General features: G+C 70.7%; 15 protein-coding genes. 7 read left to right on the forward strand and 8 right to left on the reverse strand.

Annotated elements, in window-relative coordinates; genetic code table 11:
- Nucleotides 1-146: 146 nt before the first annotated feature.
- The 3 genes from ACFYZJ_RS05220 to ACFYZJ_RS05230 all read right to left on the reverse strand — a co-directional run bounded on the left by ACFYZJ_RS05220 (nt 147) and on the right by ACFYZJ_RS05230 (nt 3,008).
- A complete protein-coding gene (locus ACFYZJ_RS05220) occupies nt 147-1,637 on the reverse strand; it encodes a glutamate synthase subunit beta (RefSeq protein ID WP_388563015.1) in 1,491 nt (496 codons plus the stop codon).
- Between the two features lie 103 nt (nt 1,638-1,740).
- Nucleotides 1,741-2,220, reverse strand: coding sequence for a DUF1772 domain-containing protein (locus tag ACFYZJ_RS05225; RefSeq protein ID WP_388563017.1), 480 nt, complete (start codon nt 2,218-2,220; stop codon nt 1,741-1,743).
- A gap of 98 nt (nt 2,221-2,318) precedes the next feature.
- Nucleotides 2,319-3,008: a DUF2293 domain-containing protein gene (locus ACFYZJ_RS05230; RefSeq protein ID WP_388563019.1), complete on the reverse strand. Its 690-nt coding sequence runs from the start codon at nt 3,006-3,008 to the stop codon at nt 2,319-2,321.
- A 192-nt stretch (nt 3,009-3,200) separates the two neighbouring features.
- Here ACFYZJ_RS05230 and ACFYZJ_RS05235 point away from each other — a divergent pair, with 192 nt between their 5' ends.
- Both ACFYZJ_RS05235 and ACFYZJ_RS05240 read left to right on the forward strand, forming a co-directional pair.
- On the forward strand, nt 3,201-3,842 hold the full coding sequence (locus tag ACFYZJ_RS05235) for a uridine kinase (RefSeq protein ID WP_388563021.1): 642 nt from the start codon (nt 3,201-3,203) through the stop codon (nt 3,840-3,842).
- A gap of 206 nt (nt 3,843-4,048) precedes the next feature.
- Complete coding sequence (locus ACFYZJ_RS05240) at nt 4,049-4,477, forward strand: CBS domain-containing protein (protein WP_388563023.1); 429 nt, start codon at nt 4,049-4,051, stop codon at nt 4,475-4,477.
- Between the two features lie 30 nt (nt 4,478-4,507).
- Here ACFYZJ_RS05240 and ACFYZJ_RS05245 read toward each other — a convergent pair whose 3' ends face one another.
- A complete protein-coding gene (locus ACFYZJ_RS05245) occupies nt 4,508-5,635 on the reverse strand; it encodes a magnesium and cobalt transport protein CorA (protein WP_388563025.1) in 1,128 nt (375 codons plus the stop codon).
- 206 nt (nt 5,636-5,841) lie between these two features.
- Between ACFYZJ_RS05245 and ACFYZJ_RS05250 the strand changes: the two genes are divergently transcribed.
- Nucleotides 5,842-6,636, forward strand: a complete 795-nt coding sequence (locus ACFYZJ_RS05250) for a methyltransferase domain-containing protein (RefSeq protein WP_388563027.1) — start codon at nt 5,842-5,844, stop codon at nt 6,634-6,636.
- Between the two features lie 49 nt (nt 6,637-6,685).
- Here the strand turns inward: ACFYZJ_RS05250 and ACFYZJ_RS05255 are convergent, their stop codons facing one another.
- From ACFYZJ_RS05255 to ACFYZJ_RS05270, 4 genes are all read right to left on the reverse strand, one after another.
- Entirely contained in the window at nt 6,686-7,591 is a 906-nt protein-coding gene (locus ACFYZJ_RS05255) for a carbohydrate kinase family protein (protein ID WP_388563029.1), read from the reverse strand.
- Nucleotides 7,588-8,493, reverse strand: a complete 906-nt coding sequence (locus ACFYZJ_RS05260; RefSeq protein ID WP_388563031.1) for a pseudouridine-5'-phosphate glycosidase — start codon at nt 8,491-8,493, stop codon at nt 7,588-7,590. Before ACFYZJ_RS05260 ends, ACFYZJ_RS05255 begins: the two co-directional genes overlap by 4 nt.
- 113 nt (nt 8,494-8,606) lie before the next feature.
- Nucleotides 8,607-9,161, reverse strand: coding sequence for a methylated-DNA--[protein]-cysteine S-methyltransferase (locus ACFYZJ_RS05265; protein WP_388563033.1), 555 nt, complete (start codon nt 9,159-9,161; stop codon nt 8,607-8,609).
- Nucleotides 9,162-9,240: 79 nt separating this feature from the next.
- Nucleotides 9,241-10,113: a glycerophosphodiester phosphodiesterase gene (locus tag ACFYZJ_RS05270; protein ID WP_388563035.1), complete on the reverse strand. Its 873-nt coding sequence runs from the start codon at nt 10,111-10,113 to the stop codon at nt 9,241-9,243.
- Nucleotides 10,114-10,390: 277 nt separating this feature from the next.
- On the opposite strand from ACFYZJ_RS05270, the gene ACFYZJ_RS05275 reads away from it, so the two are divergent.
- The 4 genes from ACFYZJ_RS05275 (at nt 10,391) to ACFYZJ_RS05290 (ending at nt 16,176) form a co-directional block, all read left to right on the forward strand.
- Nucleotides 10,391-11,263 carry an MHYT domain-containing protein gene (locus ACFYZJ_RS05275; protein ID WP_388563037.1) on the forward strand — a complete coding sequence of 291 codons (873 nt, stop codon included), beginning with the start codon at nt 10,391-10,393 and terminating at the stop codon, nt 11,261-11,263.
- Nucleotides 11,264-11,303: 40 nt separating this feature from the next.
- Nucleotides 11,304-13,448 carry an excinuclease ABC subunit UvrB gene (gene uvrB, locus ACFYZJ_RS05280; protein ID WP_388563039.1) on the forward strand — a complete coding sequence of 715 codons (2,145 nt, stop codon included), beginning with the start codon at nt 11,304-11,306 and terminating at the stop codon, nt 13,446-13,448.
- Nucleotides 13,449-13,605: 157 nt separating this feature from the next.
- Entirely contained in the window at nt 13,606-14,184 is a 579-nt protein-coding gene (locus ACFYZJ_RS05285; protein ID WP_388563041.1) for a TerD family protein, read from the forward strand.
- Nucleotides 14,185-14,229: 45 nt separating this feature from the next.
- Nucleotides 14,230-16,176 carry a TerD family protein gene (locus tag ACFYZJ_RS05290; protein ID WP_388563043.1) on the forward strand — a complete coding sequence of 649 codons (1,947 nt, stop codon included), beginning with the start codon at nt 14,230-14,232 and terminating at the stop codon, nt 16,174-16,176.
- The last annotated feature ends 170 nt before the right edge of the window (nt 16,177-16,346 follow it).

The raw sequence follows: 16,346 nt of genomic DNA on the forward strand, positions 1-16,346 counted from the left end.
CGACGGGGTCATCCCCGGGTACGGGGCGGTGGGGCGCAAGGGATAGGCCGACGGCAGGGCCGGGGCACACGGCGCGGCCCGCCGGCGCCGCAGCGGCCACGACCGGTGGGCGCCCGGCAGGGCCCTCACCGGGTGCCCGCTCGGGCTCACGCCGTCATCGGGCGGTCGTACGGCCCGATCGGCGCCGGCAGGCGTGACGTCCCGCCGGACAGCCGTCGGTCCACCGCCGCGGCCACGGCCCGTCCCTCCGCGATCGCCCATACGATCAGCGACTGCCCGCGCGCCGCGTCCCCGGCGGCGTACACACCAGCAACGCTCGTCTCGAAGTCCTCGTTCCGCGCGATCGTGCCACGTGCGTCGAGCGCGAGTCCGAGCTGCTCGATGAGCCCGTCCTTCCGGTCGGGTCCCGAGAACCCCAGAGCGAGCAGCACCAGGTCGGCGGGGAGCGTCCGCTCCGAGTCCGGCAGCGGGCGCCGACGCTCGTCCACCTCGACCAGGTGCAGCGCCCGGACATGCCCGTCCGCGTCTCCCGTGAAGCGGAGCGTGGACGCCGCGAACAGCCGTGCGTCCGCGTCCGCCGCCGGCGCCGTGCGCAGATCGCGTGCCTCCTCGTGCGCCGCGGACAACCGGTAGATCTTCGGATACGTCGGCCACGGCTCGGCGTCCTGGTTCCGCTCCGGCTCCGGCTGCGGATAGATGTCGAGCTGGGTCACGGACGCGGCCCGTTCGCGCACCGCCGTTCCCAGACAGTCCGCCCCGGTGTCCCCACCTCCCACGATCACCACATGCTTCCCGGCCGCCGACAGCGGTGAGACCTCCAGATCCCCCTCGCACACCCGGTCCGCCAGCGGCAGATACTCCATGGCCTGATGGATTCCGGCCAACTCGCGCCCAGGCACATCCAGTTCACGCCACGCCGTCGCACCGGTCGCGATCACCACGGCGTCGTACCGCGACCGCAGCTCCGCCGCCCCTATGTCCTTCCCTATGACCGTGGACGTACGGAACTTCGTCCCCTCCGCACGCATCTGCTCCAGCCGACGGTCCAGATGCCGCTTCTCCATCTTGAACGCTGGTATCCCGTACCGGAGCAGCCCGCCGATCCGGTCCGCCCGCTCGTAGACAGCCACCGTGTGTCCGGCCCGGGTGAGCTGCTGGGCCGCGGCGAGTCCCGCGGGCCCGGACCCGACGACCGCGACGGTGCGCCCCGACAGCCGCTCCGGCGGGCGCGGTGGCGCGAACCCCTCCTCCCAGGCCCGGTCGGCGATGGCCACCTCCACGTTCTTGATCGTGACCGCGGGCTGGTTGATGGCGAGCACGCAGCCCGCTTCGCAGGGAGCCGGGCACAACCGCCCCGTGAACTCGGGGAAGTTGTTCGTGGCGTGCAGTCGCTCGCTCGCCGCTCGCCAGTCCTCGCGCGAGACGAGGTCGTTCCACTCGGGGATCAGGTTCCCGAGCGGGCAGGCGTCGTGGCAGAACGGGATCCCGCAGTCCATGCAGCGGTTCGCCTGCCGGCTGATGATCGGCAGCAGCGCACCGGGGACGTACACCTCGTTCCAGTCCCGCACCCGTTCCTCGACCGGCCTCCGGGGCCATTCCTCGCGAGGTGTGGTCATGAAACCCTTGGGATCGGCCATCGCCGTCCCCCTTGCGTCCATACGGGATCGTTTCGTGCCACGATACGACGCCACAGTCCCGTGCGCGCCCCCGCCGTCCGGGCCCGCCGCGACGGCCGATGCCTCAGGTGAGGGCCAGGACGTACGACATCGCCGCGCCGGCCGCGGCGACCACCCGGACGTGGTTCCACAACGTCCACTCCCTGAGGTACGTACGCCAGTACACGGCCGTCTCGGGGGAGCCGGGGTCCATCCGCAGCAGCGTGCCGTTGCGGGGAACGTTCGCCACGGCGGTCACTCCGAAGACACCTATGAGATACAAGGCGCTGCCCACCAGCAGCGCCGCCTTGCCGTCGTCCGGCCAGAGCACGAACGTCACCACGGCGAGCACGGTGCACAGCACCGCCGCCCCCAGGAAAACGATCATGAACGCCGGTGTCATCGCGGCTCGGTTGATCGCGTTCATCGCGGCGACCCCCTGCGCCGGCGGCAGTGAGCCGAGCCCCTTCATCACGAAGGTGGAGAACGCACAGCACACCCCCGCCACCAGCCCGGCCGCGAGCACTCCGACCATGATCAGCACGAAGTAAGGCCCATCGATCATGTCAACTCCCCGCATTCCTTCCCCCACGCAGCCACCCCAGCCGCACCATCGGCCAGGCGCTCAGCCCGTCCGGCAGCATCCTGCGAAGCCCACACCGATCACGCAGCCTCCCGGAGCCTCCATTCCCGCAGTACCGTCTCCACACGCCCCGCGATGCGCCGCCGCGCCTCGGACCGCGCCACGCCGTCCATCAGCAGCTGGTCGTACGGCGTCTCCAGGTGCCGTACGGACGCCCGCACCGCTGCCGTGACCGCCTCCGGTGACAGGGCCCGCCCCGCCGCACTACGCCCGACCCGTCCGCTGCCGCGCACCGACGCATGCCCCGCGATGGCCCGCGCCCGCTCGGCCGGGCAGCCAGGAAACAGCCGCCGGATCTCCGCCGCGAACGCCTCCGCGAACCGTGCGTCCTCCGCCGCCCGCCGCCGCGTATCCCGCGCCCGCCGTCTGCGCCGCGCCTCCGCGTCCGCCAGGCACCGTTCCTCGGCCAGGGTGAGCGCCGCCTCCTCGACGAGCAGACCCTGGCGCTCGTACCGGCCATGGCGCCGGTTGAACCGCACCACCACCGCCGACAGGCCGCTCGCCTCCCGCGCCCGCCGGGTCAGCGCCGTATCACCCCGCGGCAGGAACACCAGATGGCCGAGATCCGCGCACTCCAGGCACCGCGGCGTCCCCTCCTCCAGCACCAGCAGCGGCAACGGTCCCTTCCGGCACTCGGCACAGTGCCGCCGCCTGAGCGGCTGGAAGACCAGAAGTGCGCGGTATGGCGGGGGAGTTGGGGTCGATGCCATATCCGTTTCCTTCCCCTCCCGTCCGGACGCCGACCGCAAGGGGCACCGTTCGCCCCCCCGGCTTTCTCCCGCCCCGCTCCCGCGGTGGCACCGTCGGCTCCGGCCCGGCTTCCGCGCTCCGCTCCCGGCCGGGGGCGGTACCGTCCGCCTACGACGAGCCGTGAAGAGGGCTCGCCGGCGTGGCGCGGCATCATGGGCCCTGTGCGACTCGAAGCGATCACCTGGGAACGGCTCGGCGACATCCTCGCCGACCGGCTGCTCGACCTGACGCCCGGCGACGGCAGCCCCTGGCCGCGCATCGCGTTCGACGGGGCCCCGGCCGCGCACCCCGGTGACCTCGCCCAGCGCGTGTCCGACGCCCTGCGTATACGTGGCCGGCCTTCGCTCGTCGTCGGTGCGGAGGGCTTTCTGCGGCCCGCGTCGGTCCGCCTCGAGCACGGCCGCCGGGACCTGGACTCCTACTATGACGGCTGGCTCGACACCGGCGCCCTGTGGCGCGAGGTCTTCGGCCCCCTCGAGCCCGGCGGCGACGGCCGCGTCCTGCCCGACCTCTGGGATCCGGTCACCGACCGCGCGACCCGCAGTCCCTACGTCCGCCTCCCGCCCAGTGGCCTGCTGCTGCTCCACGGCCCCCTCCTCCTTCGGCACTGGTTCCCCTTCGATCTCACCGTCCACCTGCTCCTCTCACCGGGCGCGCTCCGCCGCCGCACGCCCGAGTCGGACCACTGGACCCTGCCCGCCTTCGAGCGCTACGAGGCGGAGACGGACCCGGGCGCAGTCGCCGACGTGCTGATCCGCGCGGACGATCCACGCCACCCGGCCTGGAACGGCTGAGGACGGACGGTCGAGGAAGGACGGTCGTGGGCTTCTCGATCTGACCGCGGGTGCCGTCGGCACCGTTCCCCGCCCGAACCGCCGGCGCGCCCCTGCCGACCGGTCGCTCCAGGTGCGTGTTCCCGCAGGCCCGGCGAGAATTGAACTGCGCCGGGACCTGCGGTGCGTCCCGTGCCGCGCCGGCCGTCCGGCACCGGGAGGTACCCATGACCACCGCCGGAGACATCATGCACCGTGGTGCCCAATGGATCCCCGCCCACGAGACCCTGGATCGCGCCGCCCAACTGATGCGCGAACTCAACGTCGGTGCCCTGCCCATCAGCGACGAGAACGAGCGGCTCTGCGGCATTCTCACCGATCGCGACATCGTCGTCGGCTGCGTGGCCATGGGCCACGACCCCTCACACGTGACCGCGGGCGACCTGGCCAAGGGCACGCCGCGCTGGATCGACGCGGACGCCGATGTCGGCGAAGTGCTCCACGAGATGGAGGAGCACCAGATCCGCCGGCTTCCCGTCATCCACAACAAGCGCCTCGTCGGCATGATCAGCGAGTCCGACCTGGCGGAGCATCTGACGGATGACCAGCTCGCCACCTGGGTCGAGAGCGTCTACGCGAGGACGACCTCGCGTTGACCCGGCAACCCGGCCGGAGCCACTCCGGGGTCACAGCCAGTCGTTGCGCTTGAACCCCCGGTACAGCACCAGGCAGGCCACGGCTATCACGACGAGGACCAGCGGATAGCCGAATTTCCAGTGCAGCTCAGGCATGTACGCGAAGTTCATGCCGTAGACCCCGGTGACCATGGTGGGCACCGCGATCAGTGCGGCCCAAGCCGTGATCTTTCGCATGTCCTCGTTCTGCGCGACGCTCACCTGGGCGAGATGGGCCTGCAGGATCGAGTTGAGCAGCTCGTCGAACGCGGCTATCTGCTCGGTGGCACGCAGCAGATGGTCGGAGACGTCCCGGAAGTACGCCTGTATCTCGGGGGCGATCACCCCGATCGGCCGGGTGGCCAGCTCCTGGATGGGACGGTCCAACGGTGCCACCGCACGCTTCAGCTCCAGAAGTTCACGTTTGAGCTGGTAGACGCGTCCCGGATCCAGCCGCGCGCCGTTCTCCGCGAACACGTACGTCTCGACCTGGTCGATGTCCTTTTGGACGGCGTCCGTCACGCTGAGGTAGTCGTCCACCACATGGTCCGCGATCGCGTGCAGCACCGCGGCCGGCCCTTTCGCGAGCTGCTGGGGATTGGCCTCCAGTTCCTCGCGCAGCGGACCGAGCGAACCGTGCCTGCCGTGCCGCACCGTGATGACGAAGGCGGGACCGATGAACACCATGATCTCGCCGGTGTTCACCACCTCGCTCGTCGCCGTCAACTCCTGGTGCTCCACGTAGCAGACGGTCTTGAACACCGCGAACAGCGTGTCCCCGTACCACTCGAGCTTCGGACGCTGATGCGCCTCCACGGCGTCCTCGACCGCCAGCGGGTGCAGGTCGAAGAGTTCGGCGATGCCCGCGAACTCCTGGTCCGTCGGCTCGTGCAACCCCAGCCACACGAAACCGTCGTCCCTCTTCCGGACCCGCTCCACGGCCTCGACCAGATCGCCGGCTCCGGGAACGCGCACGCCGTCCTGATAGGTCACGCAGTTGACCACCGCGGAGCCCAGCGGCGACCGGGCGGGGTGGCTCAGATCGACACGCGTACGGCGCCGCCCCAACCGTGCCACCTTGCGGAGGCCGCCGACCTTGCCGAGACCGGTGACCTTCCGCAGATTCCCTGCCATGGACATCTGGATCTCCTTGCGTGGATCTCCTCGCGCCGCACTCTGCGCCGTCGCGAGCCAGTCTGCCAGTCCGCCGCGATCGCCGGAGAAGCCTGTGGAAGCAGAACATTCCGCTTCACCGCCCGGGTTGCCCGCCGCTTTGGGCCGGTCAGGGTGGGCCCTGCGGAGCGTCGCCCCGCACCGACCAGTACGTCGACTGTCATGATCTCCGCATGACGCACAACGACGGGTACCTCCTCGACAACCGGCAGACCGAGGCCGGCCTGCGTTTCGAGGCGTTGTCCACCCTCTTCGACCCCACGACCTTCCGCCACATCGAGGGGTTCGGCATCGGACTCGGCTGGCGGTGCTGGGAGGTCGGCGCCGGCGGTACCTCCGTGATCTCCTGGCTCGCCAAGAGGGTCGGCCCGACCGGGCAGGTCATCGCGACCGACATCGACACCTCGTGGGCCGCCCAGGCCGCGCAGCCTCCGATCGAGGTCCGTACTCACGACGTGGGCGGCGAAGAACCCCCTGGCGAGGACTTCGACCTGGTGCACGCCCGGCTTGTCCTCGTTCATGTCCCGGACAGGGACAGGGCGTTGCACTCCATGATCAAGGCGCTGCGCCCCGGCGGACGTCTCCTGGTGGAGGACGCCGACCCGGCGCTGCAGCCCCTGAGCTGCCCGGACGAGTACGGCCCCGAGCAGCGGCTCGCCAACCGCCTGCGCGAGGGCTTCCGCGCGTTGCTCGCCGAACGCGGCGCCGACCTCTCCTACGGCCGCGGGCTCCCGCGTCTGCTGCGGGAGGCGGGCCTCAGCCGTGTCGAGGCCGACGCCTACTTCCCCCTCACCTCGCCGGCCTGCGCCGCGCTCGAATCCGCGACGATCCGTCAGATCCGCGACCAGCTCGTCTCCGCCGGCCTCGCCACGGACGAGGACATCGATCGTCACCTGACCAACGTCGCCTCCGGCATGATGGACCTGGCGACCGCCCCGATGATCTCGGCGTGGGGCCGCAAGGAGTGAGCGCGAGGGGGAAGGGAGCGTCACCCGGTACCGCGGAACGTGCCGGAGGCTACCGCTCACCCCTCACCGGTCTCGCTCCCACTGTCTGCACCGCCATCGTCCCCGCCTCGCACCCTGCCGTCGCCGCCTCCTCCGGCTCGGCTCCCGCGAGCAGGGCCGCGAGGAACGCTCCGGTGAACGCGTCGCCCGCTCCCGTCGTGTCCCGAGGCGTGGCCGGGGCCGCCGGGATCCGGGCGGCGATCGCCCCCGACGAGGCCACCAGCGCACCTTTCGCTCCCTGCTTGGTGACCACCAGGGGAACATGGCGGCTCAGCTTGGCCGCCGCGTCCGCCGGGTCGGGCAGTCCGGTCAGCAGACACGCCTCGTCCCGGTTCGGCAGCAGCACGTCGACCCCCTCGGCGAACGCCAGGAACCGGTCCACACCCAGCTCGGTGAGGAACCCCACCGACGCCGGATCGAGGCTCACCGGCACTCCACGCGCGCGTGCCGCTTCGAGGACCAACGTCGCCAGCGCCCGGCTCGGCTCGGAGAACAGCAGATAGCCCGACAGATGCAGCCGTACGACACCGTCGAGCAGTTCGTCCGACCAGTCACCGGGGGCCAGCCGCAGCGACGCCCCGCTGTCCGTGAGGAACGTCCGCTCCGCCGAGGCGCCCGTGTCCACCAGACAGATCACCGTGCCCGTAGGGGCCTGGGGGTCGACGACCAGAAGCGGCCGTACGCCCGACTCCGTCAGCTCCCGCTCGTGCCAGGCGGCGGACTCGGCCCCGACGCGTGCGAGCAGCCGCACATCCGCACAACCCCACCGAGCCGCCCAGCACGCCACGTTCGCGCCTGCGCCACCGGGCAGCGTCCGGATGACGGCGGCCGTGTCCGTACCCGATGCCAGCGGTCCGAGGTGCCGTGCGACGACGTCCGTGACGACGTCCCCGACGACCAGCAGAGACCCGCTCACGCCCCCGCCCAGGCCGCCGCGATCCGTGCCGCAAGCCGCACGTTCCCGCGCACCGCCGCCAGATTGGCGCTGAGCGACGCGCCGCCGGTGTGCCGGACGAGATAGTCCAGCAGGAACGGTGTGACCGCCTGACCGGTGACCCCTTCCTCGCGGCACGCGGTCAGCGCCTCGGCGAGCACGCGTGCGTGAAGCTCCGGATCCAGCTGCTCCTCCTCCGGTACCGGATTGGCGACGATGAGCGCCGACCGGGGGGCACCGAGCGCGTCCTGCGCCCGCATGACCTCCGCGACCTGCCCGGGCGTGTGAAGCGTCCAGTCGACCGGATGGCCGGAGTCGGACAGGTAGAAGCCCGGGAAGCGGTCCGTGCGATATCCGGCGACCGCCACACCCAATGTCTCCAGACGCTGGAGTGTGGCAGGCACGTCCAGGATCGACTTCACGCCCGCGCACACCACGGTGATCCTGGTCCCCGCCAGCAGGCCCAGGTCGGCGGACTCGTCCTGGGTCACGGTCCACTCCCGGTGGACGCCGCCGAGCCCGCCCGTGGCGAACACCCGTACGCCCGCGAGAGAGGCCAGCAGTGCCGTGGCGGACACGGTCGTCGCCCCGCTGACGCCCGCCGCGACCGCAAGGGGAAGATCACGGTGGCCCAGTTTGCGGATCCCGTCCTCGTTCGCGACCCGCTCCACCTGGTCCTTGCCCAGGCCGACACGAGCCCGCCCGTCCAGCACCGCGATCGTCGCCGGTACGGCGCCCTCCTGTCGGACCACGTCCTCCAACTCCAGCGCGACCTGGAGATTGCGCGGGCGTGGCAGCCCGTGCGCGATGATCGTGGACTCCAGAGCCACCACCGGCCGACGGGCGGCGAGCGCCTCCCGTACCTCTTCCGACACCACCAGCACGCGCCTGCCTCCTGTCTCCGGGTCTTCCCTCATCTCTGGCGGGCGGCGCACCCGGTCAAACCCCTGGGAGGTGCGGGAGCCTGCGGCGTCGACCGGGGGCGGAACCACAGGAATCAGAACAGCGGTTCCGGAAGGACCCCCTCCAGCGCCAGCAGCTTCCGCTTGGTCTCCAGACCCCCTCCGAACCCACCGATGCCGCCCCCGCTCTCGACCACGCGGTGGCACGGCACCACCACCGGCAGCGGGTTCGATCCCATCGCCACACCCACGGCCTGGGCGGCGCCCGGCTGACCGACGCGGCCGGCCAGGTCGCCGTACCCCACCACCGTGCCGTAGGGCACGCCGGACGCCAGCTCGCGCAGCACCTGACGGTTGAAGCCGGTGATCAGCGACCAGTCCAGGGGCAGCGCGAAGTCCTGCAGCTCGCCTGCGAAGTACGCCGTCACCTGGCGTATCGCCTCCGCCAGCAGCGGTGAGCGGGCGTCCTCCACGGGCTGGGTCCCCAGCCGGGCCGCGAGCCGCTCCAGTGCCTTCTCACGCACGGCGTCCGTGGCGTGCAACACCACGTTCACCAGGCCCTCGCGTGTGGCCGCCAGCAGCAGGGGGCCGATGTCGGTGGTGAGGACGGTCCACACCAGCTGCTGCTCGTACTGCCCATGACTGTCCATGCGCTCACCGTACGGCGCCGCACTGACAACGGCCCCGGATCGCGGCCCGGGCGGCGCCGGTGCGCGGGTGCATCGCCGCTCACTGGGCGCTGATCGCGGTCTGCACCACGTCGGGCGCGTTCGTGATGATGCCGTCCACGCCGAAGCCGGACACCCGCCGGGCCGCCTCCGCCGTGTTGACGTCCCAGGCGAAGACCTTCATCGGCCGGTCGTGTGGTCCCTTGACGGCGTGGACCGCGGAGACGTAGCGGGCGGAGAGCTTCGTCTGCGTGGAGTTGATCTGGTCGGCGAACCGCGCGTACAGCGGCAGTTCCGTCAGCGGCGGCGTGCCCAGGTAGGCGGTGGTGATCCCTGGGCGCAGGTCGTGGACCATCCGCACACTGTCCGCGCTGAAACTCTGGACGATCAGGCGGTTCCTGAGGTGGTCCGCATCGAGCCACCCCTCGTTGCCGAGCAGCTTGAGGATCTGCCGCTCCAGTCCCGGGTACAGCTCCGGGTTCTTGATCTCCAGGAGCAGGTTCTGCTGGTTGAGCGAGACCCGCTCCATGTACTGCCGCAGCATCGGCACGCGCACGCCCGCGTACCGGGCGCCGAACCAGCTTCCCGCGTCCAGGTGTGCGATCTCCTCGGCGGTGAAGTCCTTCACCCGCCAGGGCGACCGGCCAGGAAACAGCTGCCTGACGTTCGTGGTGCGCTCCAGCGTGGCGTCGTGGATGACGACGAGCCGGCCGTCCCTGGTGCGCTGCACATCGTTCTCGACCCAGCTGAAGCCCATGTCGGCCGCCTTGTCGACGGCGGCCAGCGTGTTCTCCGGTGCGTACGCCGAGGCGCCGCGGTGAGCGATGACGACCGGGCTGTGATCGCTGGTGGCGCGGGCGTGCGGGGTGGGCAGTATGGCGACGCCGAGTCCGAAGAGGGCCATGATCGCGGCGGCGGCGACGCGCGTGTGCATGTTCACTCCTTGTGCCGGTTCGATTACGAACAGCACCAGGATGGCAGTACTGGGCCCGTGGCTCGGCCGCACGAAGGACACGGATGGACCAGGATTGCCCGACACTGGTCACAGGCGCCGCACAAGTGCGGGAGCGCCGTGATTCTTTGCCGGAAAATCGTTCGACCGTCCCGGTGAGGGTCATACTCTCTGCCTCAGCCCTGACCGTCGTCACGGCCTGGGGATGGGGGCTTTTTCCGGAATTCATGAACCATCAGGGTGGGAAGGGCAGCCGCGCATGCAGGGCACCGTCGACGGCTTCAGCTACGGACTCGTCACACCGGTGGTGGCGTACCTCATGGCCTGCCTCGGCGGCGCGCTCGGTCTGCGCTGCACCACCAGATCGATGCTGGTCGCCCAGTCCTGGCGGGCCGGCTGGCTCGCCCTGGGATCGGCCGCCATCGGGTCCGGCATTTGGACCATGCACTTCGTCGCCATGATGGGGTTCACCGTGAAGGAGACCCCGATCCACTACGACAAGGTGATCACCTTCGCGAGCCTCGGCGTCGCCATCGTCATGGTGGGGATCGGCGTCTTCATCGTGGGCTACCGGGGCGCGACCGGAGTGGCGCTCTTCACCGGCGGCACGATCACCGGCCTGGGCATCGCCTCGATGCACTATCTGGGCATGGCCGGGATGCGCCTGCACGGCGTACTCCAGTACAACACCCTCACCGTCGCCGCGTCCGTCGTCATAGCCGTCGTCGCCGCGACCGCCGCTCTGTGGGCCGCCGGACAGATCCGCGGATTCCTCTGGAGCATCGGCGCGAGCCTCGTCATGGGACTCGCCGTCAGCGGCATGCACTACACCGGAATGGCCGCCGTCAGCGTCCATCTGCACGGCGCCGCCGGCAGCCCGGGCGGCGACTCGCCCGCGGCCCTGCTCGCCCCCATGCTGATCGGCCCGCTCGTCTTCCTGGCCCTGGCCGGCGTCATCGTCCTCTTCGACCCCCTGATGGTCATGGGCCGGCCCCACTGGATCCCCGTCGAGCGCAAGCCCGGCGTACCGGCCCACCCCGAGCTCGCGCCCACGGGCACGGGACGCAGTCCGCTGTCCCGCTCCGGCCCGCGCGTCGGACACCGGGGCTCCCGTACCCCGCAGGACTGGTGACCGGCCCCCGTTGTCAGTGCGGGGTCGTACGGTGGATTCCATGCGGCCCGTTTCAAAGATCGAACGCACGGTGGCGCCCTTCGAGGTCGTCAGCCCCTACCGGCCGAGCGGTGACCAGCCCACGGCCATCGCCGACCTGGAAAAGCGCATTCGCGCAGGTGAGAAGGACGTCGTCCTGCTGGGCGCGACCGGCACCGGCAAGTCCGCCACCACCGCGTGGATGATCGAGCGGCTCCAGCGCCCCACCCTGGTGATGGCGCCGAACAAGACGCTGGCCGCCCAGCTGGCCAACGAGTTCCGCGAGCTGTTGCCGAACAACGCGGTCGAGTACTTCGTCTCGTACTACGACTACTACCAGCCCGAGGCGTACGTCCCGCAGTCGGACACCTACATCGAGAAGGACTCCTCGATCAACGAGGAGGTGGAGCGCCTGCGCCACTCCGCCACCAACTCGCTGCTCACCCGCCGTGACGTCGTCGTGGTCGCCTCCGTCTCCTGCATCTACGGTCTGGGTACTCCGCAGGAGTACGTGGACCGCATGGTCAGTCTGCGGGTCGGCGACGAGATCGACCGCGACGAACTGCTGCGCCGTTTCGTGGACATCCAGTACACGCGCAACGACATGGCGTTCGCACGCGGCACCTTCCGGGTGCGCGGCGACACCATCGAGATCTTCCCGGTGTACGAGGAGCTGGCCGTCCGGATCGAGATGTTCGGCGACGAGATCGAGGCCCTGTCCACCCTCCACCCGCTGACCGGCGAGGTCATCAGCGACGACCAGCAGCTGTACGTGTTTCCGGCCTCCCACTACATCGCCGGCCCCGAGCGTATGGAGCGGGCCATCAGAGGCATCGAGAAGGAGCTGGAGGAGCGCCTGGCCGAGCTGGAGAAGCAGGGCAAGCTCCTGGAAGCCCAGCGGCTGCGCATGCGCACGACGTACGACATCGAGATGCTCCGCCAGATCGGCACCTGCTCCGGCGTCGAGAACTACTCGATGCACTTCGACGCCCGCGAGCCCGGTTCCCCGCCGAACACCCTGCTGGACTACTTCCCGGAGGACTTCCTCCTCGTCATCGACGAGTCGCACGTCACCGTGCCGCAGATCGGCGCCATGTACGAGGGCGACGCCTCCCGCAAGCGCACTCTCGTCGAGCACGGCTTCCGGCTGCCCTCCGCCCTGGACAACCGACCGCTCAAGTGGGAGGAGTTCCAGGAGCGCATCGGCCAGACCGTGTACCTGTCGGCGACCCCGGGACCGTACGAGCTCTCCCGCTCGGACGGCGTCGTGGAGCAGATCATCCGCCCCACCGGCCTCGTCGACCCCGAAGTGGTGGTCAAGCCCACCGAGGGCCAGATCGACGACCTGGTGCACGAGATCCGCCAGCGCACCGAGAAGGACGAGCGCGTCCTCGTCACCACGCTCACCAAGAAGATGGCCGAGGACCTCACCGACTACTTCCTGGAGCTCGGCATCCAGGTGCGCTACCTGCACAGCGACGTCGACACCCTGCGCCGCGTCGAACTGCTGCGGGAGCTGCGGTCGGGCGAGTTCGACGTCCTCGTCGGCATCAACCTGCTCAGGGAGGGCCTCGACCTCCCGGAGGTCTCCCTGGTGGCGATCCTCGACGCCGACAAGGAGGGCTTCCTGCGCTCGGGCACCTCGCTCATCCAGACCATCGGCCGCGCGGCGCGCAACGTCTCCGGCCAGGTCCACATGTACGCCGACAAGATCACACCGGCGATGGAGAAGGCCATCGAGGAGACCAACCGCCGCCGGGAGAAGCAGATCGCGTACAACACGGCGAACGGCATCGACCCGCAGCCGCTCCGCAAGAAGATCAACGACATCGTGGCGCAGATCGCCCGCGAGGATGTCGACACGGAACAGCTGCTGGGCACGGGCTACCGCAGGACGAAGGACGGCAAGGGCACCAAGAGCCCGGTGCCCGCACTCGCCAACCACGCCGTCAAGGGGGCCAAGCCGGCCAAGGGCAAGGCGAAGGCCAAGGAGACGGTCCCCACCGACCGCCCGGCCGCCGAACTCGCCGGGCAGATCGAGGAGCTGACCGAACGGATGCGGGCCGCCGCCGCGGATCTGCAGTTCGAGATCGCGGCCCGGCTGCGCGACGAAGTGTCCGAGATGAAGAAGGAACTGCGTCAGATGAGGGAGGCGGGCCTGGCCTGACGTCCCCGCCACCGTGCCGGTCCCGGCACACGCGCGGTGTGTTGCAAGACCGACACAAAGCGCGAGCCGGGGCTCGGCACTGTCAGTGCCGCTGCGTAGGGTTTTGACATCCGCCAAGTCCGCGGCCAACAGGGGACGCTCGAGAGGGGAACAGCGCGTGACCGTCAACTTGACCAAGGGTCAGGCCATCAGTCTGCAGAAGAACGACGGAGGCACGCTGACCGCGGTGCGCATGGGGCTCGGCTGGCAGGCCGCACCCCGGCGCGGGCTGTTCGGTTCGCGCACCCGGGAGATCGACCTCGACGCGTCCGCGGTCCTGTTCGCGGACAAGCAGCCGGTGGACGTGGTCTTCTTCCGCCACCTCGTGAGCGACGACGGATCCGTCCGGCACACCGGCGACAACCTCGTGGGCGGTGCGGGCCAGGGTGGCGACGACGAGGCGATCCTCGTCGACCTGCAACGCGTCCCGGTCCACATCGACCAGATCGTCTTCACCGTGAACTCCTTCACGGGCCAGACGTTCCAGGAAGTGCAGAACGCGTTCTGCCGTCTCGTCGACGAGACCAACGGCCAGGAACTGGCGCGTTACACGCTCGCTGGCGGCGGTGCCTACACCGCGCAGATCATGGCGAAGGTGCACCGTGCGGGCGGGGGGTGGACGATGACGGCTCTCGGCACCCCGGCCAACGGCCGGACCTTCCAGGACCTCATGCCGACGATCCTGCCCCACCTGTAGGCGGCCGGACGCCCGGCACACGAAGCGACGCAGGGGGACGAGGCGATGACGGCCGAGCTGGTCCGGGGGCAGAACCGTCAACTTCCCCAGGTCCGACTTGAGGTTCGGGTGTCGGCCGGCACGCCGATCGTGGCCGGGGCGACGCTCAGCGACGAGCAGGGCAGGGTGCCCGGCACCGAGTGGGTGGCCCATCCGGGCAAGCCCGTCCTGCGGGGCCTGGAGGTTTCCGGGCAGGCGGCAGCCGACCACCGCCTCGCCTTCGACCTGGATGCCCTGCCGGAGAGCGTGCACCGGGTCACCGTGCTGCTGGCCCTGCCGACCGGCATCGGCGGCCCAGTGCGGTTCGGCGCCGTCGCCGCCCCCTTCGTCGCGGTTACCGGCCTCGACGGCTCCCAGGTCGCCACCTACAGCATCACCGGCCTGGACTCCGAGTCCGCCGTCATCGCACTGGAGCTCTACCGCAGGCAGGGGAGCTGGAAGGTGCGTGCGGTCGGCCAGGGATACGCGGGCGGGCTCGCCGCACTCTTCATGGACCAGGGCCTGCCCGAGGCCCGGCAGCTCGCGGACAGCATCAACGAAGCGGTGGTCCGGGGCCTGGCCCGCTCGGTGGCCCCGCCTCCGCCGCGTCCGCCGGGGGGCGACCGCGCACGGCGGACGACCGCCCCGGCGCCTCCCCAGGGGCCGCCCGGCACCATGGCGCCGGCGCAGCACCAGGGGCCTCCCGGCCTACCGCAGCAAGGGCGCCCGTACGACATCACCGACGCACCGGTTCCCGTCGCACAACCCGCCCTCGGCGGGCCCGTCGACCAGCACCCCGGTCGGCATACGGCACCCCCGCCCGCCGCGCCGGCCGGCCAGGCCGCGCAGCCGATCGCCGGCGACGCGACCGGCTGGTCCATGGAGGAGCGCCTGTACAACCAGGTGTGGGGCATGTTCGAGGACCTGGCGCGTACGGTGGCCGCCTACCGAAGCGCCGTCGACTTCGCCGACTCGCGCCTGGAGAAGGAGCTGGACGAGGCCCTGGCCGATCCGCGCGCCCGCCTCGGCCGACAGGGCGACGCCGCACGCGACGCGGCGCAGGCCAGGCACGCCCACCTCGTCAACCAGGCGAGAGCCGCGCTCGATCGGGACCTCACCCAGCTCATCGCCGAGTCCGACGTCGTCGAACCCGCGCTGCCTCCGGCGTTCGCACGCTGGGACAGCCCGGTCTGGCAGGGCTACCGGGTACCTACAGAGATCCCCATGGCCGTGCGCCTCGGCGACCTGCACCTGCCGGAGAGCGAGAGCCTCCACATCCCCATGCTCGTCAGGCTGCCTCTGGAACGCGGCCTGTGGATCGACAGTGGACGTTCCGGATCCCCCGACCCGCTCGTGGACCCGGACGAGCTGCGCCGCCTCGCCATGGACGTGGCGGTCGCACACGCCTCCCGACTGCTTGCCGTGTATCCGCCTGGAGCGTTCGCGGTGCACGTCATCGACCCGGCGGGCTCGGGCGCTCCGGCGCTCGCGCCCCTCGTCCGCTCCGGGGTGCTCGCCACGGCGCCCGCGGTCGGCGCCGCGGGGGTGGCCGACGCGCTGACCCGGCTCACCCAACGCGTCGACCTGGTGCAGATGGCGGTACGGGGCGGCGCGTCCGACTCCCTGCCGCCCGGGGTCGACACGGCCCGGCAACTGCTGGTCGTCAACGACTTCCCGCACGGCTTCGACGACCGGGCCGTGAACCAGCTGCGCTACCTGGCGGACGAAGGTCCCGACGTCGGTGTCCATCTGATGATGGTGGCCGACCGGGAGGACGCCGCCGCCTACGGGCCGCTGCTCGACCCGCTCTGGCGTTCACTGCTGCGAGTCACCCCCGCGCCCGACGACCACCTCGCGGACCCCTGGGTCGGCCACGCCTGGACCTACGAGCCGCCTCGTCTGCCGAAGGGCAGCCAGGTGCTCGGTCGAGTGCTCACCCAGGTCGCCGAGGCCCGTCGCTCCTGGAACGGCTGAGGCGTCCCCCTCCGCCGTGCGTGGGGGGCGCTTGACCAGTGGCTTTGACCTTTCTTTTGCCAATCGCTTTACCTTTCCTTGGTGATTCGGGTACTGTTGGTGACACGGAGGGGAGTACTCCTTCTCTGCTGCGGCGCACCCGTCAGTACGGATCAGGCCGGATCCCGGGG

The sequence above is a fragment of the Streptomyces sp. NPDC001848 genome, assembly GCF_042891915.1.
In the GTDB taxonomy this organism is placed as follows: Bacteria; Actinomycetota; Actinomycetes; order Streptomycetales; family Streptomycetaceae; genus Streptomyces.

Excerpts from the sequence above, each read along its gene's own strand:
- ACFYZJ_RS05230 (WP_388563019.1), bottom strand. The coding sequence starts at position 3,008 with ATGGCATCGACCCCAACTCCCCCGCCATACCGCGCACTTCTGGTCTTC.
- ACFYZJ_RS05245 (WP_388563025.1), bottom strand. The coding sequence starts at position 5,635 with ATGTCCATGGCAGGGAATCTGCGGAAGGTCACCGGTCTCGGCAAGGTC.
- ACFYZJ_RS05250 (WP_388563027.1), top strand. The coding sequence starts at position 5,842 with ATGACGCACAACGACGGGTACCTCCTCGACAACCGGCAGACCGAGGCC.
- ACFYZJ_RS05240 (WP_388563023.1), top strand. The coding sequence starts at position 4,049 with ATGACCACCGCCGGAGACATCATGCACCGTGGTGCCCAATGGATCCCC.
- ACFYZJ_RS05225 (WP_388563017.1), bottom strand. The coding sequence starts at position 2,220 with ATGATCGATGGGCCTTACTTCGTGCTGATCATGGTCGGAGTGCTCGCG.
- ACFYZJ_RS05265 (WP_388563033.1), bottom strand. The coding sequence starts at position 9,161 with ATGGACAGTCATGGGCAGTACGAGCAGCAGCTGGTGTGGACCGTCCTC.
- ACFYZJ_RS05275 (WP_388563037.1), top strand. The coding sequence starts at position 10,391 with ATGCAGGGCACCGTCGACGGCTTCAGCTACGGACTCGTCACACCGGTG.
- ACFYZJ_RS05220 (WP_388563015.1), bottom strand. The coding sequence starts at position 1,637 with ATGGCCGATCCCAAGGGTTTCATGACCACACCTCGCGAGGAATGGCCC.
- ACFYZJ_RS05270 (WP_388563035.1), bottom strand. The coding sequence starts at position 10,113 with ATGCACACGCGCGTCGCCGCCGCCGCGATCATGGCCCTCTTCGGACTC.
- uvrB (WP_388563039.1), top strand. The coding sequence starts at position 11,304 with ATGCGGCCCGTTTCAAAGATCGAACGCACGGTGGCGCCCTTCGAGGTC.
- ACFYZJ_RS05290 (WP_388563043.1), top strand. The coding sequence starts at position 14,230 with ATGACGGCCGAGCTGGTCCGGGGGCAGAACCGTCAACTTCCCCAGGTC.
- ACFYZJ_RS05235 (WP_388563021.1), top strand. The coding sequence starts at position 3,201 with ATGGGCCCTGTGCGACTCGAAGCGATCACCTGGGAACGGCTCGGCGAC.